Origin of the sequence: Brevundimonas sp. LM2 (assembly GCF_002002865.1) — a bacterium.
Lineage (GTDB): Bacteria > Pseudomonadota > Alphaproteobacteria > Caulobacterales > Caulobacteraceae > Brevundimonas.
The window spans coordinates 3395486-3419784 of record NZ_CP019508.1; the positions used below are offsets into that span (position 1 = coordinate 3395486).

At 66.2% G+C, this 24299-nt stretch carries 18 protein-coding genes; 6 read left to right on the forward strand and 12 right to left on the reverse strand.

Annotation, left to right across the window (positions count from 1 at the left end; translation table 11 throughout):
• Positions 1 to 130: 130 nt before the first annotated feature.
• A complete protein-coding gene (locus BZG35_RS16690; protein ID WP_077357401.1) occupies positions 131 to 1186 on the reverse strand; it encodes a LacI family DNA-binding transcriptional regulator in 1056 nt (351 codons plus the stop codon).
• Positions 1187 to 1366: 180 nt separating this feature from the next.
• Here BZG35_RS16690 and BZG35_RS16695 point away from each other — a divergent pair, with 180 nt between their 5' ends.
• Both BZG35_RS16695 and BZG35_RS16700 read left to right on the forward strand, forming a co-directional pair.
• On the forward strand, positions 1367 to 3892 hold the full coding sequence (locus BZG35_RS16695) for a TonB-dependent receptor domain-containing protein (protein ID WP_077357403.1): 2526 nt from the start codon (positions 1367 to 1369) through the stop codon (positions 3890 to 3892).
• A 131-nt stretch (positions 3893 to 4023) separates the two neighbouring features.
• Positions 4024 to 6096, forward strand: coding sequence for a hypothetical protein (locus BZG35_RS16700; RefSeq protein WP_077357405.1), 2073 nt, complete (start codon positions 4024 to 4026; stop codon positions 6094 to 6096).
• Here BZG35_RS16700 and BZG35_RS16705 read toward each other — a convergent pair.
• Positions 6071 to 6748, reverse strand: a complete 678-nt coding sequence (locus BZG35_RS16705; protein ID WP_077357408.1) for a DUF6445 family protein — start codon at positions 6746 to 6748, stop codon at positions 6071 to 6073. The genes BZG35_RS16700 and BZG35_RS16705 overlap by 26 nt on opposite strands.
• Positions 6745 to 8283, reverse strand: a complete 1539-nt coding sequence (locus BZG35_RS16710) for a tryptophan halogenase family protein (RefSeq protein ID WP_216351865.1) — start codon at positions 8281 to 8283, stop codon at positions 6745 to 6747. The genes BZG35_RS16705 and BZG35_RS16710 overlap by 4 nt, the downstream gene beginning before the upstream one ends.
• 118 nt (positions 8284 to 8401) lie before the next feature.
• On the opposite strand from BZG35_RS16710, the gene treF reads away from it, so the two are divergent.
• A complete protein-coding gene (gene treF / locus BZG35_RS16715; RefSeq protein WP_077358241.1) occupies positions 8402 to 10021 on the forward strand; it encodes an alpha,alpha-trehalase TreF in 1620 nt (539 codons plus the stop codon).
• 550 nt (positions 10022 to 10571) lie between these two features.
• Positions 10572 to 11138, forward strand: a complete 567-nt coding sequence (locus tag BZG35_RS16720; RefSeq protein WP_171981998.1) for a Crp/Fnr family transcriptional regulator — start codon at positions 10572 to 10574, stop codon at positions 11136 to 11138.
• Between the two features lie 878 nt (positions 11139 to 12016).
• Here the strand turns inward: BZG35_RS16720 and BZG35_RS16730 are convergent.
• On the reverse strand, positions 12017 to 13135 hold the full coding sequence (locus BZG35_RS16730) for a zinc-binding alcohol dehydrogenase family protein (protein WP_150126082.1): 1119 nt from the start codon (positions 13133 to 13135) through the stop codon (positions 12017 to 12019).
• 109 nt (positions 13136 to 13244) lie between these two features.
• Between BZG35_RS16730 and BZG35_RS16735 the strand changes: the two genes are divergently transcribed.
• Positions 13245 to 14156, forward strand: a complete 912-nt coding sequence (locus tag BZG35_RS16735; protein WP_077357416.1) for an AraC family transcriptional regulator — start codon at positions 13245 to 13247, stop codon at positions 14154 to 14156.
• A gap of 190 nt (positions 14157 to 14346) precedes the next feature.
• Here BZG35_RS16735 and BZG35_RS16740 read toward each other — a convergent pair whose 3' ends face one another.
• Together BZG35_RS16740 and BZG35_RS16745 are read right to left on the reverse strand one after the other, a co-directional pair.
• Complete coding sequence (locus BZG35_RS16740; protein ID WP_077357418.1) at positions 14347 to 15273, reverse strand: NmrA family NAD(P)-binding protein; 927 nt, start codon at positions 15271 to 15273, stop codon at positions 14347 to 14349.
• Between the two features lie 22 nt (positions 15274 to 15295).
• Complete coding sequence (locus tag BZG35_RS16745; protein WP_077357420.1) at positions 15296 to 16153, reverse strand: NmrA/HSCARG family protein; 858 nt, start codon at positions 16151 to 16153, stop codon at positions 15296 to 15298.
• 101 nt (positions 16154 to 16254) lie between these two features.
• Between BZG35_RS16745 and BZG35_RS16750 the strand changes: the two genes are divergently transcribed.
• Positions 16255 to 17166, forward strand: a complete 912-nt coding sequence (locus tag BZG35_RS16750) for a LysR family transcriptional regulator (protein WP_077357422.1) — start codon at positions 16255 to 16257, stop codon at positions 17164 to 17166.
• A gap of 656 nt (positions 17167 to 17822) precedes the next feature.
• Here the strand turns inward: BZG35_RS16750 and BZG35_RS16755 are convergent.
• The 6 genes from BZG35_RS16755 to BZG35_RS16780 form a co-directional block, all read right to left on the reverse strand.
• Positions 17823 to 19022 (reverse strand): molybdopterin molybdotransferase MoeA, encoded by a 1200-nt coding sequence (locus BZG35_RS16755; RefSeq protein ID WP_077357424.1) that lies wholly within the window; start codon positions 19020 to 19022, stop codon positions 17823 to 17825.
• Positions 19019 to 19231, reverse strand: a complete 213-nt coding sequence (locus tag BZG35_RS16760) for a cyclic pyranopterin monophosphate synthase MoaC (protein WP_077357426.1) — start codon at positions 19229 to 19231, stop codon at positions 19019 to 19021. The genes BZG35_RS16755 and BZG35_RS16760 overlap by 4 nt, the downstream gene beginning before the upstream one ends.
• Entirely contained in the window at positions 19231 to 20283 is a 1053-nt protein-coding gene (gene moaA, locus BZG35_RS16765; protein ID WP_216351866.1) for a GTP 3',8-cyclase MoaA, read from the reverse strand. The genes BZG35_RS16760 and moaA overlap by 1 nt, the downstream gene beginning before the upstream one ends.
• Before the next feature lie 78 nt (positions 20284 to 20361).
• Positions 20362 to 20901: a molybdenum cofactor guanylyltransferase gene (locus BZG35_RS16770; protein ID WP_077357430.1), complete on the reverse strand. Its 540-nt coding sequence runs from the start codon at positions 20899 to 20901 to the stop codon at positions 20362 to 20364.
• Positions 20898 to 21716 carry a uroporphyrinogen-III C-methyltransferase gene (cobA, locus tag BZG35_RS16775; protein WP_077357432.1) on the reverse strand — a complete coding sequence of 273 codons (819 nt, stop codon included), beginning with the start codon at positions 21714 to 21716 and terminating at the stop codon, positions 20898 to 20900. Before cobA ends, BZG35_RS16770 begins: the two co-directional genes overlap by 4 nt.
• Before the next feature lie 11 nt (positions 21717 to 21727).
• Positions 21728 to 24298, reverse strand: coding sequence for a nitrate reductase (locus BZG35_RS16780; RefSeq protein WP_077357433.1), 2571 nt, complete (start codon positions 24296 to 24298; stop codon positions 21728 to 21730).
• Position 24299 lies beyond the last annotated feature (1 nt).

The window sequence follows — 24299 nt, forward strand, 5'->3', positions numbered from 1 at the left end:
CGCGATCCGGCGGGCAGCTTCGCTTTTACCCGCGAGGCGGCCGGCACCCGAGGAGCCGATCGCGCGCCGGAACGGTCGAGATGCCATGCCGAGCGAAATTTGCAAACGTTTGTTGCAGGCCCCGCAAGGATCACCGCACGGACGTGGCCGTCGAGTCCCGCACGATCAGCCGTGGCGCCATGGTCACCGAGGACACAGGCTTGCCTTCGATCTTCAGAAACAACCGATCGATCATGGCCCGGGCACCGGTCTGGAAGTCTTGACGAATGGTCGTGATCCGCGGCACCGCCTGCATGGCCAGCGGTAGGTCATCGAAGCCGATGACCTTGACCTTGTCCGGAACCGCCACGCCGCGATCGGCCAGGGCGCGCAGCGTGGTCAGTGCGATCACGTCCGACCCGGCAAAGACCCCGTCGATCCGTTCGCCGTAACGATCCAGATGGTCGGCGATCTCTCGGCCCATCACATCCACGGCGAGGTGTGTTTCCAGGACGAGGGGAGGTTCGATGAAGCCCGCCTCCGTCATGGCCTGGCTGAGGCCGTCGAACCGGTGCCGCAGCTCCGGCGCGCGGAGATCGCCGAAGAAGGCGATGCGTCTCGCCCCCACCGAGATCAGATGCTGTCCCGCGATATAACCGCCGAGACGATTGTCGGTGCCCACGCAGCAGTGCGTTTGAGCCTCGGCGGCGCTGCCCCATACGACCATAGGCGCATATTGGCGCGCCACCCTCTCGATCGCTTCCACCTGATTGGAATGGCCCAGCACCAATACGCCATCCAGCTTTCCCGAATCGACGATCCGCTCCAGCCAGTCCGGCGCGTCGGGGATGATCCTGGATATCATCATGTCGTAGCCGTTCTCCGTCAGAGCGTCGGCGAAATGGCCCAGCATGGTCAAAAAGAAGGGGTCGGACAGATGCTGGCGCCGCTCGTGACCGAGGGGCACGACCACACCGATGACCCCGGTGCGGCGGGTCCGCAGCCCACTGGCCATCTGGTTCAAGCGAAAGTCGTGTTCTCGAGCCAATGCCTTGATGCGGGCGACCGTCGTCGCCTTGACCACCGACTTGTCGGCCAGCGCGCGCGAAATCGTGGAGGGCGAGACGCCTGCCAGCTTGGCGAGGTCGACGATGGTACGGGCTCGCCTAGGAAACGTTGCCAAATCGGCCGGGGCATCTGACGTCATCCGGGAACCTTAGCCGAGGTCTGAGCAAAGCCAACCACGCCTTGAGTTCGCACTATGAACAGCCAATGAAAACGATTGCAACAAAGGTTTGCATTTTCGAAAATGGCACGATAGCGTCCCAATCAAGGCCGCCGTGCCACGGGTGTGGCGCGGACAAAGAGCTATTTTTTGGAGGGAACCATGAATCGTTACGGATCGAATCTGCGTGCCGTGCTGATGGTCAGCGCCGCCATGCTGCCCGCCATGCCGGTCATGGCGCAGGTCGCCACCGGCCCGCAGCCCACTGCTGAAGCCTCACAGGATCAACTGGAAGAGATCATCGTCACAGGACAGACGTCGCGCGATCGCCCCCTGATTACTGCGTCGGCGGACATTACTCTGGCCAGCAGCGAGGACATCGCGCGCAAGGCCCCGCGTTCCACGGCCGATCTACTGGAACTGGTCCCCGGCATCTTCGTCGAGGGCACGGCAGGCGAGCTGTCCAACAACTATTCGGTTCGCGGCCTGCAGGGCGGCGGCCAGCGGTTCATCCAGCTGGAAGAGGATGGCCTGCCGATCATCTACGGCGGCGGCGGCGCGGACTTCTTCTTCTCCAACGACATCACGATCGACCGGCTTGAAGCCGTCAAGGGCGGATCGTCCGGCGTCCTGACCGTCAATGGCGCTGGTGCCACGATCAATTTCATCTCCCGCCGTCCGAATTTCGAGACCTCCGAGGGCGAGGTCCGGCTGACGGCCTATGACTACGGCCTGCGTCGCACCGATGCCTATTTCTCGGCCCCGCTGGCCGAGGACCTCGCCTTCAGCGTCGGCGGCTATTACCAGACCTCGCCGGGTGTCCGGGAAAACCCGTTCAACTACGACGGCTACCGGCTGAAGGCGATCCTGGAGAAACGGTTCGACAACGGCGGGCGGCTTCGCCTGACGGCCAAGGTCGGCGATCTGAACACCGCTTACTATGCGACCCAGCCCTATACGTTCAACGACGGCGAGCCGGGCTCCATCCCCGGTCTGGACACCCAGTTCGGGAATGTCGGCGGCGACGCCTTCGCCCGCATCTCCGTGCCCGTGTCGACCTTCGTGGAGGCGGACGGCTTTCGTGATTTCCGTTTCACCGAAGGGGTCCGGGTCAAGACCAAACAGATCCGGCTCGACTATGAACGCCCTCTAAACGATTCGATCGAGGTGTTCGCCCGCGCGCGTTACCTCGATCTCAGCTATGATTTCAATGGCTTGTTTCCTGGCTCGGGTACAGGAAACGCCGGCCTGGCCAGCGCCGTCGACTATCTGACGCCGGGTGCCGATTCACCGATCAACGGGCTGCTGACCCTCGGTCGGGCGGCCTTCCCCACCACGACGCGCTTCGGGATCAAAAACCTGCGCACAGGTGTGGTGACGGGCAGCAACCAGACCGCCGCCTTGAGTGGCCTGAACGGCAACGGCTTCCTGCAGCAGACGACTCTGAACCACGACTACGCGGAAGGCCATGACTTCGGATCGAACTTTGGCGCTCGTTGGCAGTACGAGGGAAATGGGTTCAGCAACTCGCTGACGGCAGGGATCCTCTACTATGACGTCCAGCGTTCGCAGAACCAGTCGGCCACGGCCTCGGTCGTCAACGACGTGACCACCAACAGCGACCTCTATGACATCGTGGCGCTCGACGCGGCCAACAATGTCATTGGCACGCTCAGCGACAACGGCCTGATCTCCTACGGCAACTGGGGCGCCGGTATCCGCGAGAGCAGCGATTCCAGCGTCTCGATCTATCTCAACGACGAGATGGCGATCGGCGACAAGCTCCGCATCGACGCCGGTATCCGCTGGGAGCAGGACGAGGCCGAGTTCCGCGAGGGCAACAGCGCCGCCGTGAACCAACCGGTTCAACCGGGCGTCGGCGGCGTCGTCCGCGACGTGGGCTCCACCTTCGACGGCACCTTCCGCGTCACCAACGCCACCCAAGAGGCGACGTCCTACACGATCGGCGCCAACTACCTGTTCACCCCCAGTTTCGCCCTCTACGGACGTTACGCTCAGGGCAACCAGACCAACGGCGTCAATCCCGTCACCGAGATCGAGCTCTACGAGGCCGGTGTCCGCTACAACTGGCGCGGACTGGTGGACCTTACGGCCACGGTGTTCCAGACCAATTTCGACGACCAGTTCTACAACTTCATCGACCCCACCGATCCGACGCAGCAGACATCGTTCCTGGCCGATCTTCGGACCCAGGGGTTCCAGATCGATGCCGTGGTCCGTCCGACGGAGTGGCTGGATGTCGAGTTTTCCGGCGTATTCCAGGATCCCACGCTGGAAAACCTTCGCCTGAACGGCGTGCCGCAGCCGGGCTTTGACGGCAACCGGCCGGAACGAACGCCGACGACGCTGTTCACGCTCACCCCGACCATCAAGCTGCCGAACGACCGAGGCGAGATCTATGCTCGCTACAAGTACGTCGGCGAGATCTTCGCGGACTCCGGCAACGGCGTGGCGCTGCCAGAGTACGGCGTGACCAGCGTGGGTGTGCGTCTGAACCTGACCGACCGTGTCCAGCTCAGCCTCGATGGAGACAATATCTTCGACGAGATCGGCCTGACCGAAGGCAATCCCCGCCAGGGTCAGACACAGAACGCCAACTCGGGCTTCTTCTACGCCCGCGGTATCGTTGGACCGACGTACGGCGGTACGCTGACGGTCAGGTTCTAGGATCTCCCTGCCCGTCCTGCCGGGTTCAACCGGCAGCCTCGGCGGGACGCCGGTTAGGAGTTCAGGCGCGTCGCCGCCGCTGACTCGGAATCGGCATGTCGGTCATCGTCGTGCGAGCATAGGATTACAGAATGAAAGCCACTGTTCTGGCCGCCGTGGCCTCGGCCTGTCTTCTGGCCTTTGACGGGTCCGGCACGGCCTTCGCCCAGACTGCGCGCCCGGAGCTCGCTTATCAGGTTCAGGAAGGCCGCAACCTGAACGCCTTCGTGCGCCAGGGACCCGTGGCCGCCCATCTGATCCTTCGATCGGGCGTCGACCCCCGGATCATTGCCGCCTTTCCCGCCGGCAACAGCGGCGTAGGGCTCTGGTTCGACCGCCTGGAGGCGTCCACCCAGTGGACGCTTCTGGCCGATCCGGTGCCGACGGAAATCGCCGATGCCGAGGGTCGCGTGCTCCACGGGATCCGCGCCGACATCGCGATCGACGCTCAGCGCCTGACGGTCCGCAAGGCAGTCCTTTCCAACGTCCGGTTCCTGCGCGACTACGAAGCCATCGCCAAGGTCCCGGAGGGGCTGGAGCCGACGGTCACAGTCACCGGCGACAGGATCGTCTTCGCCCGCGACCGCATCGATGGGGCGCCCGGTTACCGGCTGGATATTCGGGTGACCGAGGGCCGCATGGACGGCCAGACCCTGATTGCCGGACTTGATGGTCGCATCCGGCTGGAGATGGTGGCCCTGACCGGGGATGCGCCGTTGACGCCCCTGGTCGAGGCGGACCTCCTGAACGACAAGGCCGCCGACGACACCGAGGCGCGCCAGGCCCTGACCTTCCTGAGCTACGACGAGAAGTTCCTGGCCGGGTCCTGGCGCTTCAACACCTATTTCGGCCGCGACACCCTGATGTCCCTGCGGCTGCTGATGCCCGCACTCCAGCCGCACGCGGTCGAGGCCGGGCTGGAGTCGGTCCTGGCCCGCCTGAACGCCGACGGCGAGGTCGCCCATGAGGAGGGCCTGTCGGAATTCGCCCTGGTGGATCGGCGCGACAAGGGCGAACCGGCGAGCGATGCGGCGATCCTCGACTACGCCATGGTCGATGACGACTTCATGCTGGCCCCGGTCGCGCGCGCCTATCTTCTGGACTCGGCCGATCCGGCCTCGGCTCAGGCTTTCCTGGCGCAGCCCCTTCGCAGGGAATCGGAGCCGGACCGATCCGAGACCGTCGGCCAGGCCCTCGTCCGCAATCTGCGCTTCGTTCTCGCCCAAGCCGCGCCCTTCGCGGCGGACCCCGTCTATTCCAACCTCATCAGCCTGAAGCCGGATCGGATGGCGGGCCAGTGGCGCGACAGCAACGAAGGCATCGGTCGGGGCCGCTATGCCTACGACGTCAATGCGGTCTTCGTGCCGGCAGCGCTTCTGACCGCGTCGGACCTTTTCTCTTCGGGGATGTTGGATCCGTATCTGACGGATGCGGATCGCCGGGCGCTGGCGCAAGCGACGGAGGCCGCCACGATCTGGCGAGACCGGGTGCCCGGCATGTTCTTGATCACCACGCCTGCCGCAAGCGCACGGTCCGAAATCGCGGACTATGGCCGTACCCTGGGTCTTCCGGTCGACGCCGCCCTTTCCAGTCTCGGCGAGGCGGCCTTGCGTTTTCACGGCATAGCGCTCGATGCCCAGGGCCAGCCTGTGCCGATCATCAACTCCGACGAGGGGTTCGATCTTCTGTTCGCGGATCCGGGCCCTGAACAACTCGATCTGGCCGTCGAATCCATCATGCGACCATTCCCCGCCGGTCTGATGACGGACGTCGGTCTGTTGGTCGCCAACCCGGCCCAGGCCGACGCGACGGTCGAGGCGCGCTTCAGCCCGCAGGAATATCATGGGGCCGTGATCTGGTCCTGGCAGCAGGCCTTGCTCGCGGCCGGCCTCGAGCGCCAACTGGCCCGTGCCAACCTGCCCCCGCCAACCCGTGACCGACTGGTGAAGGCGCAGACGGACCTCTGGACGGTGATCCAGGCCGGGAACCAGGTCCGCAACTCCGAGCTTTGGTCCTGGACCTGGGCCGACGGCCGCTATCAGGTCGCACCCTTCGGAGCAGCGGCCGACGACGTCGACGAATCGAACGCTGCCCAGCTGTGGAGCACAGTCTATCTGGCCGTACGCCCCCCGGCCGCCTTCACGACAGTGACAGGAACCCGGTGATGGTCAGGCGACCTCGCACCGGGTCGGGGGACAGGGGCGTGTCAGCGGTGATCGCGCCGCTGTGCAGCATATTGCTGCGATAGACGACCGCGCGGTTGAACCTTGCTTCAACGACGTGGATGCATTCGAATAGATCCGTGTCGGCCGAGACATAGCCCTCTTTAGGGACCCTGCCTTCCTGCGCCTCGGCGTTGAGCGCGGCCAGATAGGCCTCGCCCCGCGCCGGATCGATCGACTCGAACCCGGTCACCCGATGGCGAAAGAAGGCCGTGCCCTCGCTTCGTCCCGGTGTCAGATAGTGGACCAGGGCGATCCGGTCGGGAGACATCGCGTCGACGTGCGGCAGGCGCTGGACGAGCGTCAGGTCGGTGGGGGACGTCGAGACGATCCCATAGACCATGTCCAATACCCGCACCGACCCGGTCCCGCCAAAGACCTCTTTGAGCACGGGCGCGAGGATAGGGCCGTGTGCGCTCATATAGTCGGCCGGAACAACGGCCCTGACCCCGGGATAGTGGTCCGCCGCAGTCACGAAGCTGCGGTCCCGCGCCAGGTCTCGAAGCGCTTCAGGATCCTGCGAAAACCCGTCGATCACGACGATGGGTGTACCTTCCCGGCCGATCCGCCGCGCGCGAATCTCGGGTTGTTTCATCCGGCCGCCGCCAGCGCCTCGACCGGCTGTCTGGCCAGGATCTGCTGGATCACGGTGTCATGGGCGGGGAGGGTCGGCGCAGCACGCTCGATCAGCTGCGCCAGCTGCTCCAGCTGCTCCCGGTTCACTTGAGCGTCCAGTCGGTCCGCCAGGGGCGTGAAGCCCTCGGCCACAACGTCCTGACCGTTCAGCACCGCCAGCCAGCTGGCGTCGCGGAACAGATCGTCGCTCCCCAGCATCAGCCGCCCCGATCGCCGGTAGTCATCGATCCGCGCCTGCAGGGTGTCCGGGATCGGCATGGTTCGGCAATGGTCCCACAGCGGCTCGCCGACCCGCTCGTTGGCATGATAGTGGAGGATCAGGAAGTCCTTGATATTGTCCATGTCGGCTTCGAACAGGAGGTTGAAACGCCGCGCCAGGGCGGGATCGACATGCCGGTCCGGAAACAGCGACAGCAGTTTGGCAATGCCGCTCTGGATAAGGTGAATGCTTGTCGATTCCAGCGGCTCCAGAAAGCCTGAGGCCAAGCCGATGGCGACGACGTTCTTGGACCAAACGGTCTTGCGCCGACCCGCCTTGAACTGCAGCAGGCGCGGCTCGGCCAGGGCGGCTCCGTCCAGATGGGCCAGAAGGGTGGCGGCCGCCTCGTCATCGCTGATGTGGGCGCTCGAATAGACATAGCCATTGCCGGTTCGGTGCTGCAGCGGAATGCGCCACTGCCAGCCCGCCGTCCGCGCGGTTGAGCGGGTAAACGGTGTGGTTTCAGCCACCCGTTCGCACGGCACAGCGGCCGCCCGGTCACAGAGCAGCCAGTGCGACCAGTCTTCGAATCCCGAACCCAGTTCTGCCGCGATCAGCAGCGCGCGGAAACCCGAGCAGTCGATGAACAGCTCACCCTCCAGCCGCTCCTGCTTGTCGGTGGTCAGGGCGCTTACCCGCCCCGTCTCGCCATCGCGCTCGACGTTTGCCATTCGACCCTCGACGCGGGTCACGCCACGCCGCGTGCACAGGCTGCGCAAATATCCGGCGTAGAGGCTGGCGTCGAAATGCCAGGCATAGCCCAGCGTCGACAGGATCGAGCGCGGGTCGGACACAGGCTTGGCGAACCGATTCTGCTGGGCCAGCTGTGACGCCAGAGAAAAGTCCCGCAGCGGTCGCTCCAGTCCGTCGTTCCGCGCCTTGAGCCACCGCTGATGAAACGGCAGCCCGGAGCCCGGCACGCCATAGGTGCCGAACGGATGCAGATAGCGACTGCCGGCACGGGTCCAGTCCACGAACTCGATTCCCAGCTTGAAGCTCGCCTTGGTCACCCGGACGAAATCTTCCTCGTCCAGCCCGATCAGATCGTTGAACCAATGGATGGTCGGGATCGTCGCCTCGCCCACGCCCACGGTCCCGATGTCGTCGGACTCCAGCAGGGTGATGGACACGTCACGCGCCAGGGTCTTGGACAAGGCAGCCGCCGTCATCCAGCCCGCCGTGCCGCCGCCGAGTATGACGATACGGCGAATACGATCGCCCATGCTGTTCGTCATGCCTCCTCCGGGTTTGGCCAGGCGACCCTCGCCCCCTCACCCTATCAAGGCTACAAACCTTTGCAAACGCTGACGGGAGCGTCAATCTTCGGCCTGACCTCGCTTGGTGGAATGCTTCATGCCCGTCTCAACCCCCTTTTTCCGCCGGCTGTTCGTGGCGGGCACCGCTCTCCTATGCCTGACCGGGGCCCAAAGTCGGGTGCCGACGCCGGCCGACCTCTATGGCCCCTTGTTCGAGGCTGTCCAGACCGAGCGGGCCTTCCCGGACGGCAAGACCTTCGTGGACGCGACGCCGCTCTACCCGGTCGACGAGATCATGGCCGACTATGAGCGGGAGCGACCGACCGATCCCGGGGCTTTGCGCCGCTTCGTCGAGGTGCGTTTCATCCTGCCCACGAACGATCCCGCCAACGACGCGACGGCCATCACGCCGGGCCTTCCCATCAAGGCGCACATCGGCGAACTCTGGCCACTGCTGACGCGGCCGCCGCTATCGCCCGCAGCCGGTTCCTCGGCCCTGGCCCTGCCCGCACCTTACGTCGTCCCCGGTGGACGGTTCCGGGAGATTTATTACTGGGACAGTTATTTCACCATGCTGGGACTGAGGGCAGACGGCCAGGATGCCCTGCTGGAGTCGATGCTCGAGAATTTCGAGGCGCTGATCGCCGATCACGGCCATATCCCCAATGGCGCGCGCACCTATTATCTCGGCCGATCTCAGCCACCCTTCTTCGGGCTGATGGTCGGCTTGTCAAAGAGAACCGACGCGTCGAGCCGGGGGCGGCAGCTTCACGCCATGCAGGCTGAACACGCCTACTGGATGTCCGGCGTGGGCTGCGTGCAGCCTACGGGGGCCTGCGATCATGTTGTGCGCATGCCGGACGGCGCTCTGCTGAACCGCTACCACGACGCGCGGGACACGCCACGAGAGGAATCCTGGGCCGAGGATTTACAGACCGCCCGCACCGCCCCCGGCAGGCCAGCCCCCGAGGTCTACCGCGACCTGCGATCGGCGGCCGAGAGCGGCTGGGACTTCAGTTCGCGCTGGTTCGACGATCCGCAGTCCCTGGCGACCGTCCATACGACCGAGATCGTGCCGGTCGACCTCAACAGCCTGTTGTGGTCGCTGGAGCGTCAAATCGCGGCCCACTGTAGGGCTCTGGAGGACCGAGCCTGCGTCCGGGACTTCGAAGGCCTGGCGGCGGAACGGCGACGGGCCATCCATCGATACCTCTGGAGCCGTGCCGAACGCAGATTCGGCGACTGGGATCGCCGCACCGGCCGCATGACCCCCAGCATCTCGGCAGCGGGCCTCTACCCCCTGTTCGCCGGCCTGGCCACTGACGATCAGGCCCAGCAGACGGCGCGCCTGACAGAGGCCCTCTTGATCGCGCCGGGCGGACTTCGAACCACCACGCAGACCACAACCCAGCAATGGGACCGCCCGAACGGCTGGGCCCCGCTACAATGGGTGGCTGTAGAGGGGCTCGATCGTTACGGCCACCACGAACCCGCCCGCAGGATCGCAACGCGCTGGATCGCGACCGTCGACCGCGTCTACCGAGAGACAGGGAAGATGCTCGAGAAATACGACGTGGAGACCCAGCGCCCCGGCGGCGGTGGCGAGTATCCCCTCCAGGACGGGTTCGGCTGGACCAACGGTGTCACGCGCGCTCTCCTCGACCGATATCCGGACGCCATGCCGACGGGGCGACCCACGCGACCCGCCGCCGAGTGACCTCCGGAGCGTGGTCACGGCGAGAAGCCCTCGGCCATGTCGGCATAGGAGTGGGGGGACGAATGCCGGCCGCCACCGCCACCGCCGAGGCTGAGCGCCGAGCGCCGAGCGCCGAGCGCCGAGCGCCGAGGGCAAGATGATGGCTTTGAAGGAACGGGCGAGCTGCCTTGGGGAAATTTTTTAAGCGACAGCCCGACAGGTGTTCCAAGTGTCCGGTGCCCGCTCCATTTCGGAAGCCTGACGCCGATCGCCCTCCTCCGGTCGCAGGTTCTGATCGACGGCGCGCGCCGGGTCTTGGCACTTCGCGACGGTTTGAGGACGTAGTCGCTGGCTGAGGCAAACCCAACCAATGCAAATTCAGCAACTTGCAGAACCGTGCGGCAACTGCAAAGCTTTCCCATAAGTAGAGCGAGCGCGCGCGATGACAAATGAACCGGCGGGAAACTGGACGTGGCAGGCGATGGAGCCCGATGATAGGGCGGCTCTCCAGTCCCACGTCGTCCTCTGCCACCTGGCTCAAGGCGACACGCTCATGAGGGCCGGAGACGATGTGGATGTCGTGTATTTTCCGATTGCGGCTGAGCTCGGCAACACCGTCCGCTTCTCGGACGGCAAGAGCGTTCAGGCTGCCACGGTGAGCCGCAACGGCATCACCGGCCTTGCCGCCTTTCTGGCCGAAGAGCCAATAGGGCGGGAACTCGCCGTTCAGATCGGCGGAGAGGCATGGAAACTGCCGGCGAATGTCCTGAGAGAACGTTGCCGAAAAAGTCCGCCGCTCATGAACCTGCTTTGGGTACTGACACATCAGAATCAGATCGAAGCCAGCGTCAATGCCGCATGCCACCTGCGCCATGGCCTGGGGCCGCGCCTCGCGCGCTGGCTTCTGACAACGCAGGATCGCACCGGCAAGAGCGAGCTACCCGTGCTGCAGAGCGACGTGGCCGACTGGCTCGGCGTGCGTCGCTCGTCGGTCGTGGCATCATTCAAACACCTATCCATGCTGGGAGCGCTAAGACAGGGGCGCGGGCGGATCATCATCAGCGATCGTGCTGTGCTGAAAACTCAAGCTTGCGAATGCTACGGCAAGGTCAGCCGCCGTCTCGATCCGCACCCCTAGGCTTGGGCCGGCCGAAGGATCCGGCGCGGCCTTTACGCCTATGTCGTCTTAACTCGCGAGGCACGAAAGCTTAGCTGGCTCGCGTGAGCCGAAAGATCTCGCGTCCTGCCCTCTCCACCTGCACCTGTGTGAACGCCTGGCTTAGGTTCAGGCGTAAGAATGCAAGGTCCTGTGCCTCTTCGTCGTCGACCGCCTCGACGGTCTCCGATTGGGCGGCCTGGCTCGACCGGGCGCGCAGTTGAAAAACATAAGACGGCACGGTCCAACTCCCATCGACGGTGCAATAATGCACGCGTTGACACTGCTAAACTCTGACATCAAATGCAATGACGACAAAGGTTCCTCTCTGATAGATAAGATAAGTCCGTCAACGTACACTGATGTTAGGTCCGAGGAGAGGCTTGCTTAGAAACGGTGTAAGCGTACTTTTGTTTTGGGAGAGCAAGGTGCGCGAGCCCGGCGACTTGCCTGTTCGTGAGCGACCCAAGGCCTCTTTGCTGGTTTCACGAAGATGCCGATGAATGCGATCATGGGGCCTCCAGGGAGGTGTTCATCCGCGAGTGCAAAAATAGAGGTCGGCTAGGGCCTCACCTATGTGATCCGGCCGCTATCGAGCGCTGCTGGCAACGCTCGTACGGGCTCAGCTAAGCGCGCAGGCCATCGGGATGCTGGTGACATGAGCCTGCAGGCGTGGTCGGCGCGCCGCACCGTCACGGTCTGACGACCGTGTCGCGACCGGAGCGGGGGCACCCTGCGCATGACGATCGCACCTTCGAATCCGCATGAGACGGCGGAGCGCTTGGACCACAAAGAGAATGGCCAGAGCCAGTGTCCTCGCAGGTCAAATCGGGCGAGACCTACGCCGCACGTCACCTCGCTTACACTCTGACCACCAGCTTGGTGGCCGAGACGCCCCGGCGTTGCCGCTCGAGGGCCGTCGGGATGGCGGCCAGACCGGTCCCGACAATCTCGGCGCGAGGCGCGGCCGCATAGCGACCTTGGGCCAGGGCGGAGGGCAGGAAGTCCTGGAAGATCATGGGGCCGACCGCGTTGCTAACAAGGGTGCTGCCCCAGATCATCTTCGCGACGACTTTGTTGCGTCGGGCTCGCAGGGCCAGCGAGACGCTGCCGGCGGCCATGCGAACGATCGCCGGGACGAGGCTTCGCCGATGACCGCGCCCGGCCCGAACCTGGTCAAAGGACGCCGCAGGGGTCGCCATGGCGACGAAGCGGTTGCCTTGGCTGGCTCCCAGAATGTCGATGCAGGGGGAGGCCGACCCGGGACCGATCGCGATCGCACCGGCAGCGGTTCGGCCCCGCAGGGCCGAGACCACATCGTGGACGACGCCGGGGTCCCTGTAGTCGAACACGGCGGTGGCACCGAGCGTCCTCATGAGAGCGAAGTTATGCGGCGATGCCGTCGCTATGACGTCGTAGCCGGCGGCCACGGCCAGCTGGACCGCATTGGTTCCGACACTGGTCGATCCCCCCCAGACCAGCAGGGTCTGGCCTCTCGCTTCGGCACGCGCGGACGGGGCATGGAGCGCCAGATAGTCACTCTGGAAAAGCGCGCTCGCGGCGGTCGCTAGACCGAGGGGCAGCACCGCGGCGTCCTCGAAGGACAGGGAGGGAGGGATGGGGGACGTCATGTGCTCCAGCAGCACCACAAAGGTCTGGAACGCCCCCTCGCCGGCTTGATTGCGGGTCTTGTCCGTCCCCGCCGCAAAGCCGACGACGCGGTCTCCGAGCTGGAACCGCGTCACATCGGCACCGATCGCCGTCACCTCTCCTGCGACGTCGATGCCGACGACGGCCGGGTAACGCAAGAAGGGGGTCATGATGTCGCCAGCGGTCTGGATGAGACGGTCGAAGGGGTTCACCGCCACGGCCCGGGCGCGGACCACGACCTGATCAGGCCCCGGATGCGGATGGGGCACGACCGCCACGCTGAAGGGCGATCGTGGCGACGTCATCACAAGGGCGGTGTTGTCGGACAAGGTCATCTCCTGGGGCACCAAGGTCGGCGCTGATGAGACGATAGACGCGTGGCATTGGACGGCCCATGCTGGAACATCCGCATCATCGTTGTCAGCGTCCAGGACTCCCATGGATCCCCTTTCTGATGTGCTCGGCCTGATGAAGCCGAACAGCTACGGTTTTCGCGGTCTCGACGCCGGCGGAGACTGGTCCCTCACCTTTCCGTCCGCCGAGGGCGTCAAATGTTTCGCCGTTCATGCGGGGTACTGCACGATCGCCTTGGATGCCGGGGGCGCTCCGACCCGGCTCGTGCCCGGAGATTTCGTGCTTCTTCCAGGACGAAGCGGGTTCAGACTCTACAGCGCTGCCGACGCGCCCGCGACCGATGCCTACCGGTTCTTCCCCTCGTTTCCGGCGGGTGAGACGGGTGTCCTCAATGGCGGCGGAGACTGCATGGGGGTCGGGGGGTTCTTCGATTTCACTGGTCTTCACACGGAGCTGCTGCTCGGTGTTCTGCGGCCCATCCTTCATATCCGGGCGGAAGAAACGCGGGCCGAACTGGGTTGGCTGATCGCAAGGCTGATGCGCGAGCTGCGCGATCCGCAGCCTGGCGGCACCCTGATCGCGGGTCATCTGGCCCAGACGCTTCTGATCGAGGCGCTGCGGCTGCACCTTGCCGAGCGCCGAGGAGCGCATGCAGGCTGGCTGTTCGCGCTCGGCGACAGGCAGATCGGCCCGGTCCTTGCGGCCATGCATGCCGAACCGGCGCGACGCTGGGCCTTGTCGGATTTGGCGCGTATCGCCGGCATGTCGCGGTCCAGTTTCGCCGTACGCTTCAAGACGGCGGTAGGCGAGCCTGCGATGGACTACCTGACGCGATGGCGGATGATGCTGGCCGCGGATCGGCTGGCCACCGGCCGAGTGTCGATTGCAACGGTCGCGCCTTCCGTCGGCTATGAATCGGAAAGCGCCTTCAGCGCGGCGTTCAAGCGTACCTTTGGCGGATCGCCGAGCGCCTTCGCGAGGGCACGCGGCGTCTGACCGGCCGTCGCGAAGAAGGCGCTCGAAACCGGCCGCCGCCTGTTGCCGCGCCGAGACCCTTTATGCGGCGCATGGCCGGAGGATGCCCAACGTCCCTCATTAGGACAAAGTCTCTACGGAGCGGGGTTGGACGCCAATCCTGCGACCGCTTCGGCAAAAGAGCGTGGTGCCGGCCCCGCGTCTTTTGCCGTCAGCTTGGCGAGGTGTTGGAAACGACGTCGGCCAGCACCTTTTGCGACGGGGTCCAACGGAGCCGCGGGTAGCGATCATTGTCCAGAGGACGCAGGTGACCACTCCCGTCCATCATGTCGCGCAGATACTGCATCCCCTGCCATGCCGGAAACACGGCATCCGGCTGGGGGGCCAGCCTTCGGGTCAGGGCGATCATGGTGCTCAACACCGCTGACCCGCCCGGGTTGAGGAGGCGGAAGCGTCGACCCGTCAGGCGCGTCATGGTCCCGGCAAGCTCGCGCGGGCTCACGCTGTCGCCTGCGACGCGCAGGATCCGAGGTGTTGTTGGATCCAGGGCCACGGCGGCGACATAGGCCGCAACATCGTCCTTGGTAGTGAAATCGAGCTTCTGGTCCGGACTTCCCCAGTGCAGGACAAGACCGGGGCCTGGAAGGACGATCGGTGCCTGTCCGGCGAGCAAATCCGCGAAGGCCCCGTTCAGGATCGACGTCGCCTGGATCGGGGCTTTGTCGACCTGGGCCATGAAGCGCCGCCGAAGGTCGAGGTTGCGGTTTCGCCCCGGCCGGGTCCGAGTGAAGTCGAGCGAATAGTCGGAGGGAACGAAGCGGGGGACGCCCGCCGCAACGGCGGCCTCCAGGATACGACCCTGAAGGTCGATGATGGTGTCCTCATGACCATTCACCGCCGAGACGACACAGGTCGCGCCGCTCATGGACTCACGCAGCAGGGATGCGTCAGCGAAGTCGACCGCGCGGATAGCGGTGCCGGTCTGCGTCAGAGGACCGGTGTCGGAGCCTTGCCGGGTCAGGGCCAGAACCGTGGCGTCACGCTCTGCCAGGGACCGGGCGATCCTCAGCCCCAGGTCGCCCGTCCCCCCGATCAGAACGATCCGGGCGTTGGCCTGCGTGTGTTGAACCGCTGTCATGGGGTGCTCCTGATGATCGGGACTAGGCTTCGGGGGTCGGCAGGGTCGACCAAGCCGACAGGGTCAGCAGACCCGGATGTTCACTTCGGAGTTGGGCGAGATCGCCGCGAAATCCCTCGCGCGCGATCCATTCGAACATCAGGCGGAAATCTTCGGGGAGACGCGACCTCATGAAGACGGGGATCGTGAAGGAGACCACCGAATGACGGCCCGCTCGGCGCAGCGACTTGATGGCCTCAGCCCGGGTCACGCTGTCTCCGGCGATCTCGATCGCCCGGCCGATGTGCGCGGTGGGGTGATCAAAAGCCTGAGCGGCGAACCAACCGATGTCGCGCGCCGAGACGAGCTGCATCGCCTGGTCGCGTTTGAGATAGGTCCGCATCATCGACAGCATGGTGATGCGGAATGCGAAGCCATCGAACATCTCCATGAAGGCTGCTGGGCGAAGGATCGTAGAAGGAAGCTGAAGCTTGTGGATGTGCGCTTCGATCGCGCGCTTGCTTTCGAAATGCGGGACGCCGCTGTCGCGATCGACGCCGCCGGCCGAGCAGTAGACGAAGTGCTGCACGCCGGCCTCGGCAGCCAGCGACGCCAGCAACCTGCCCTGGCGCTCCTCGCCCGCAGGCCCCTGCTCCATCGGCGTTTGGACGGCCAGTACGCCATAGACCCCCGACAAGGCCGCGCGGATCGACCCGGCGTCATCAAGGTCACCCTTAACAAGGTCGACGCCTTGTAAAGCCAGAGCCAGGGCCTTGGGGGCCGTAGGGTTTCGAACCAGCGCGCGCAGCTGCCAGTTTCCCCCACGACGAAGCAGCTCGCGGATCGTGGCACCCCCCTGATTTCCAGTGGCGCCGGTAATGAGAATGATCGGGTTGGTCATGGTGGTCTTCCCTGTTTGTCCAACCAAGATCGTCCGTTGCAGACGAATGCACTAGGCAGCCAAATCTGGACATAGCGTTCCCAATCTGGAACGATGGTGCCATGGAGCTTGTCGATATCCGCGCCTTCGTTCGCATCGCCGAGGAGCAAGGGATTTCCGCGGCCGCTCGCGCTCTCGGCGCGCCGAAGTCCACGGTCAGCCGGTCGCTCAACCGCCTCGAGGAGAGCCTTGAATCGGTCCTCATCGAACGCCATACACGACAGTTGCGCCTGACGGACGCCGGTCAACTGTTCCTGCCGCATGCACGGCGGATCCTGGCCGATGTCGACGAGGCGGGCTCTGCGCTTGAAGGTCTTCTCGGCGCCCCAAGGGGGACCCTCCGCGTCAACGCAGCCGTCACCTTTGCGTTGGGGCTCGTTGCGCCGATGCTGCCAGGGTTCATCCAGCGTTACCCGGACCTTCGGGTCGTGCTTGAAACGGAGAACCGCGTCATCGATCTTGGACGCGAGGATGTCGATGTCGCCATTCGCATCGGACGGATGCCGGACTCCGACCTCATGGCGCGCAAACTCGGGACGATCCAGCTCTGGCCGGTTGCGAGCCCCGCATATCTCTCTGAGCGGGGTACGCCCAATGTTCCAAACGACCTGCTCGGACACTCGCTTCTCGGATGGATCGATCAGCCGAGCGAATGGGCGTTCAGTTCGCAGGATGGCGGGACCTATCGCATATCAATCGCGGTTGGAAGCGTCGTCCCTGAACCGGCCGTCCTGCAAATCTTGTTGTTGGGCGGCATGGGCATAGGGCGTCTGCCCGATTTCCTCGCCCGTTCTTTTGTCAATGACGGCCGCTTGGTTCGGCTCCTGCCCGCGTTCGAAACCGAGACGGTCGATGTCCACGCAGTCTATCCCGCCCATCGCAACCTCTCTGCGAAGGTACCCCTATTCGTGGATGCGCTTCGGCGGCACGTCGAAACTCATTCGACCGAAAATGGACGTGTGGGTCGAGAGTGACGTTGCGCAGCTCGTCGGCATCCGCGCGGTTATCCATCGGCGCTGGCAGACGGCCCCTCGCTGCCATGGAGCCAGTGCTGACCGCGTGCTGCCCAAAGCCTTCGGCGCAGATCTGGAACCTAGGTCGTTATGCATGAGGACATGGAGAGCAACGCGAGGTGTCGCGCCGTGTGCGACGAACTGGTCGACCGACGACCGGCTGACGCAGTGCGAGCGTTCCGGGATAGGCACCTGCGGCCGCCTCCATACGCTCCGCCTGTGAGGAAGCAGAACGAAGTTCGCAGGCCCGTCCCTCAAGTGGGTCAGTTCATGCCTGCGCGTTTCGGTCGTGGGCTCCAAGGCGCTCCGCAATGACTGCTCGCATCGTCACTGGGGGCCTTCCGGGTTCATTTTCAGCATCGGGTCGACCGTTGCGAACTCACCCGCGCGCGCCGCTGCGTAGTAGTCTGGCATGACCGCGATCGCGCGCCTGTCGGCGGGTGGTGTGGTGAGGGTGAGCCGTCCGAAAAGCGGACGTCCTAGGCATCAGAGATGGGTGGTGGGCGGACCTCAGCCTGGAAACGGACCGCCGTCTGGTTCGCGCCATTTGCAGACATTGCAATCGAGCCCGAAACCGGACCCTCAGAGGTGCAAGATTTCCGGCGGGCGGGAGGAGCTTAAGGCGTCGGCGCCAGCACGCTGACCGGCTCGCCATCTGCGACGGCCGGCGCATGTGGCAATCGTCGGATCAGCGCATTAGCCGCCGCCATGATGGTGACCAGCGACGTGTCCTGATTGGCGAAGGGCGTCACACGTCGAACGCCGTCCGGACCGGGCGCCGAATGGGCCCGAATATAGTGAACGCGCGGCCCGTTGGCCGGCAGGATCCCGCTCAGCACCATCGTTTCGAAACGGTCGCCAACTTCGCCCCCCTGCTGTTTCGCGAGAATGGCCGCGAGGAACAGTTCCGCGCAGACCAGGGCCGAGGCCGGATTGCCCGGCAGGCCCAGCACCGCCCGCCCGTCTGGCAGGGTCGCGAACCACACCGGCTTGCCCGGCCGCATGGCGACGCCCTCGACATGCAGGACGGCGCCCAAATCCCGCAACGCGGGTTTGACCAGATCATGGTCGCCGACCGAAGCGCCGCCGATCGTCACAAGCACGTCGAACGTCGCGGCGGCGGCTGCAACGGCGATCGCGGCCTGATCGTCGCCGCTCGGCACCAAAACCTGCGGCGCACCGCCATGCCGCGCGACGAACGCCGCCAGCGACGGCGCGCCGGAGTTGTAGATCTGATCCGGGCCGGCCGGCCCGCCCGGCTCGACCAGCTCATCTCCCGTCGCCAGGATCGCGACCCGCGGTCGGCGGGCGCACCGCAGGAGCGCCGCGCCCGCCGACGCCGCCAGCGCCAATCGCCACGGATTCATCCGCGTTCCAGCCTCCAGCAGCGTCTCGCCGCCTCTGAAATCGCAGCCCCGGCGACGGACGTGACGCGACGCGCTCGTCGTCGCCTTGAACACGGCGATATCGCCCCGACGATCGACCTCTTCCTGAATCACGACCCGGTCGGTGCCCGGCGGCAGGGGCGCGCCGGTGAATATCCGGGCCGTCTCGCCGCGGGCGATCGCTAGATCCAGGCCCCGCCCGGCGACGCTTTCGCCCACGATCCGCAACGTCGCGCCCTCCCGAACATCGGCGCTCCGCACCGCCCAGCCATCCATCGCCGAGGCGTCGAACGGAGGCTGGTCCCGCCCCGCCTTGACTGGCGCGCCGAGCCTCCGTCCATCCGTCCGGGCCAGCATGACATCCTCCGCGTCGAGCGGGGCGACCTGCGCGAGCATCCGTGCCAATGCGGCCTCGACGGTCGGCAGGTTCATGGCCGCATCCAGTCGCCGGAAGCGCCGCCGGTCTTTGCGACCAGCCGCGCCGTGTCGATCGTCATCCCCAGTCCTGATCCGTCCGGCGGCTGCCCCACCGACACCTCGACGGAACTCAGCATCAGGGGATGGCGCGTCGGGATCAGGTCGGACGTCCGCTCGGGGGCCGCCGACTCCGCAAGCGTGTCGAACATCAGCACCGTAGCCATCAGCCGCCCGTCATCGACATCGGTCGCGACACCGCCGGCGCGGCCCCTCGGCCGGAGATATCGAATTCGTGCCCCCTGGGCTTGCGCGCGATGGCCTCACGGATCGCCGCTCGCACCGGCGCATCGTCGCCGGGATTGTGGCGCAACACGGCCTTCAGGTCGGCGTGGTCGTCCTGACCCAGACAGAGGAACAACGTCCCCGTGCAGGTCACCCGCACCCGGTTGCACGTCTCGCAGAAGCTGTGGGTCATCGGCGCTATGAAGCCCAGGATTCCTCCCGTTTCCCCGACGCGGACATAGCGCGCCGGCCCGCCGGTCCTCCGGCCGAGCGGCGTCAGTGTCCAGCCGCGTTCCAGCTCGGCCCGGACCCTGGACAGGGGCAGGTACTGGTCCATCCGGTCCGCCTCGATCTGCCCCAGCGGCATGGTCTCGATCAGGGTGATGTCCATGTCCCGTCCATGCGCCCATGCGATCATCGCAGGCAGGGCTTCGGCGTTGTCGCCCTTCAACGCCACGGTGTTGATCATGACCTTCAGTCCCGCCGCCTGCGCCGCGTCCAGGCCTTCCAGTACGCCGGCCAGATCGCCGCCGCGCGTGATCCGGCGGTAGGCGTCGGCGTCGAGCGTGTCGACCGACACATTGATCCGCTTCACCCCGTAGCGCGCTAAGGCCTCGGCATGGCGGGCCAGCTGCGTGCCGTTGGTCGTGAGGGTCAGCTCCTTCAACCGTCCGCTCTGGAGATGGCGAGACAGGTCGGAGACCAGGTCCATGAAGCCCTTGCGGATCAGCGGCTCGCCCCCTGTCAGCCGCAACCGCTTCGCGCCGAGGTCGATGAAGGTCGAACACAGCCGGCCCAGTTCCTCGATCGTCAGCAGTTCCTGGCGCGGCAGAAAGCTCTGCCGTTCGGTCATGCAATAGGTACAGCGCAGGTCGCAGCGATCCGTCTCCGATATCCGCACATAGTCGATCACACGCCCGAAGGGATCGGCCAGAGGCGGCGCTGGCCATGGGCCTTCCGCATCAACCGGCCCATCCGAGCCGGTCGTTGCCATCGAGCTTTTCGTCATCGCGCGTCCGCTATGATCGTTCGGCGGCGTCGCCTTCCTGATCCTCAGCACAGGCATCGGCCCTCAACCCGCCCGTTCAAGACGCCACAGATCCTGCGTCGTGTTGATGTTGGCGATCGGCCGCGGCAGATCGATCGCGACCGCCCGGGTCGAGGCGGCCCAGGCGCGCACCGACCGGCTCGGGCTGTTGGCAATGAACCGATCCAGCTCTGGCGACAGCGCCGCCGGCCACAGCCCCGTGATCGGCAGATCGCGCAGATAGCTAACGGGTCCGGCGCACTGGAGCCGCAACACCAGATCGGGGGGCAGCAGCGGGGTGTCGCAGCCCGCGCTCACCACCGCCTCGTAGTCGTGGTCCAGCGCATGGCGCAGGGCCGCCGCCAGCCCGCCGAGCGGACCGAGGTCGGGACCGGGACGATCCGGCAGGCAAGTCCGGTTGGCCCGGCCGCGCCCGCAGACGACGACCGCATCGACCTGACCCGACAGGGCGTCGATCGCATGGTCCAGCAACGGGCGGTGCTCGAACAGGGCAAGCGCCTTGTCGGACCCGAACCGGCTGGCCCGGCCGCCCGCGAGGATGGCGCCGAGAAGTCGCCGGGTCATGCCGCCGCGTCCGTGTCATGGGCCATCGCGTTCGCGTGGCTGAAGGCCGCGACATGATCCGGTCGCGCCACGGCATGGCCGATCAGCAGCAGGGTCGGCGCATCTTCCGCCAGGGCGGCGACGCTGAACGGCAACAGATCCAGCCGCGTGAACAGCAGCCGCTCCTCCTCCAGGGTGACATTGACCGCCACCAGCACCGGTGTGTCGCCGGACAGGCCGCGCGACAACAACTGACGCGTGAGTTCCGGCGCGGCCGACCGTCCCATATAGACCCCCAGGGTCGCCGCCGGATCGGCCAGGGCGTCCCAGTCGAGATCCAACGGTTCGTCGGCGCGGGCGTGGGCGGTCACGAACTGGATCCGCCGCGCCAGGCCTCGCAGGGTGAGGGAGACCCCGGCGCGGGCGGCGGCCGCGCTGGCCGTGGTGATCCCGGGAGCGACCCGGACCCGGACGCCGCAGGCCCCGAGATGGCGTAGTTCCTCAGCCGACCGCCCGAACATCGAGGGGTCGCCCCCCTTGAGCCGCACCACCCGCCGCCCGGACAGCGCTGCCGCCAGCAGCAGATCGTTGATCCCTTTCTGATCCTTTGAATGCGCCCGGGCCCGCTTGCCGACAGTCACCCGATCGACACCGGCGGGGATCAGGGCGAGGACGCCGGGGCCCACCAGCGCGTCGTGGAAGACGATGTCGGCGGCGCGGATCAACCGCTCGGCCTGACGCGTCAGCAGGTCGGGATCCCCAGGACCGGCACCGACCAGCCAGACCTCGCCGGGGGCGATCGGGCCGGTATCACAGGCTGCGGCATGGCGAGACATGGGCGGTCCTTTCAGGCGGCGATCAGTTTGGCGATGGCGGGCCGGCACGATCCACAGTTGGTCCCGGCCGACAGTGCGGTGCCGACCTCGGTCACCGTGGTCAGGCTCTGGGCCGCGATGGCGGCCAGGATGGTTCGGGCCCCGACATCGAAACAGGCGCACACGATGGGACCGCGATCCACGGTCTGGCCGGGCGCGCGCCCGGCCAGCAGGCCGGCCGGTGCCGCAGCCTCGGACAACTGCGCGATCAGCCAGTCCCGGCCCGGCAGCGACCCGCCCCGGGCCACGAACAGCGCGCCCTGCAAACGGCCCTCGTTCAGCACCGCCGTCCGCAGGGAGCCCCGCGCCCGATCGACGGCCGTCATTCGCTCGCCGTTGGGCAACAGGGCTTCCAGGACGGCGGGGTCTCCGTCGCCGGCCAGTTCGACCAGTCGCCCGCCTGCCACGGCGGCGGCTGCCCACCAGACACAGTCGGGCGCGATGGCCCGTGTCCCGCGCACGATCAGAAAGGCCCGCCATTCGGTCTCCAGCCGGGACAGGGTCATCGCCGTGAGCTTGAACCCCGGCTGGCCCGAGACCGGATCGACCGAGGCGTCCGGAAGCAATCCGGCGCGGCCGCCGGAGCCGGTGCGATCGGTCCAGTGAATCGGCACGAAGGCCTCGCCGCGGCGCTGGGCGTCGGTGACCGAGACGCGGAACACGCTGCACCCCTGCGCCGTCGTCGCGGTCGCGAGATGATTTTCGACCAGCCCCAGCCGAACCGCATCGTCGGGGTGGATCTCGACCAAGGGTTCGCGCCGGTGCTGCGACAGACGCGGCGACAGACCGGTGCGGCTCATCGTGTGCCACTGGTCGCGATAGCGGCCGGTGTTCAGGGTCATGGCGTTCGCGGCCAGGGGGGCCTGCGTCACCGCGACCATGCGTGCGCGACCGTCGGCGGTGGAAAACCGGCCGTCAGCAAAGGCGCGGACCGATCCCCAGCGCGTCGGCTGCAGGGCGCCATAGCCGGTCTCGTCCAGTCCGATCAGAGGCGACAGATCCAGCTGCCGCGCGCCGTCGTTCTCGAACGCGGTCAGGCGGCTGTGTTCGTCGAACACCTCGGCCACAGACCGCCAGCCGAACGCGGCGCGGTGCCCCATCCGGCCGGCGACGTCCGCCAGGGCTCGCCAGTCGGGCCGCGCTTCTCCGGGCGGCGGAAAGAAGGGGCGCTGGCGGCTGATCATCCGCTCGGAGTTCGTGACCGTGCCGTCCTTCTCGCCCCAGGCGGTGGCGGGCAGACGCACATGGGCGAACCGCCCCGTATCGGTGTCGGCCATCACGTCGGACACGACCACGAACGGACAGGTGGCCAGGGCCGCCCTCACCGCGCCCGCGTCGGGCATGCTGACCGCCGGGTTGGTAGCCATGATCCACAGCGCCTTGATCCGCCCCTCGCCGACCGCCTGGAACAGATCGACGGCCTTGAGCCCCGGTCCCGTCGCCATATGCGGCGCGTTCCAGAAGCGCCCGACCCGATCCACATTTTCCGCCGCGAAATCCATATGCGCGGCCAGGGTCGAGGCCAGGCCCCCGACCTCGCGGCCTCCCATGGCATTGGGCTGGCCGGTGATCGAGAAGGGCGCGGCGCCGGGCTTGCCGATCCGGCCGGTGGCCAGATGAACATTGATGATGGCGTTGGCCTTGTCCGTCCCCTGCGTCGACTGGTTCACGCCCTGGCTGAACAGGGTAACGGTGCGCGGAAAGGCGGCGACCAGATCGAAGAAGGTCTCCAGATCGGCGCGCGGCAGATCACAGGTGGCGGCGGTTCGCGCGGGATCGCTGTCGGCGATCACCCGGTGCCAGAATCCATCCGGCACGGCGACATGGGCGGCCAGATAGGCCGGGTCCAGGGCATTGCGCGCAGACAGAGCCGCCAGCAGACCGTTGAACAGGGCCACGTCGCTGCCCGGCCTCAGCGCCAGATGCAGATCGGCCAGGTCGGCCGTTTCCGTTCGACGCGGATCGATGACCACCAGCCTGGTGCCCCTTGCCGCCCGCGCGGCCTCGATCCGCTGCCAGACGATCGGGTGGCACCAGGCGGTGTTGGACCCGACCAGAACGATCAGATCGGCCTGGTCCAGGTCGTCATAGCAGGCCGGCACCACGTCCTCGCCGAACGCCCGCAGATGCGCCGACACCGCGCTGGACATGCACAGGCGCGAGTTGGTGTCGATGTTGCCCGAACCGATGAACCCCTTCATCAGCTTGTTGGCGACATAGTAGTCCTCGGTCAGAATCTGGCCCGAGACGTAGAAGGCGACGCTGTCGGGGCCGACACGGGCGGCGGCGTGCGAAAATCTCCGCGCGATGACATCCATCGCCTCGTCCCATGTCGCCCGGCGATCGCCGATCATCGGATGCAGCAGCCGGCCCTCCAGCCCTACCGTCTCGCCCAGATGCGTGCCCTTGGAACACAGTCGCCCCCCGTTGGCCGGATGGCCGGGATCGCCCGCGATCTCCACCGTCCGCGCGCCGGTCACCGTCGCCCGAACGCCGCAGCCAACGCCGCAATAGGGACAGGTGGTGGAGACGGCTGCGGTCATC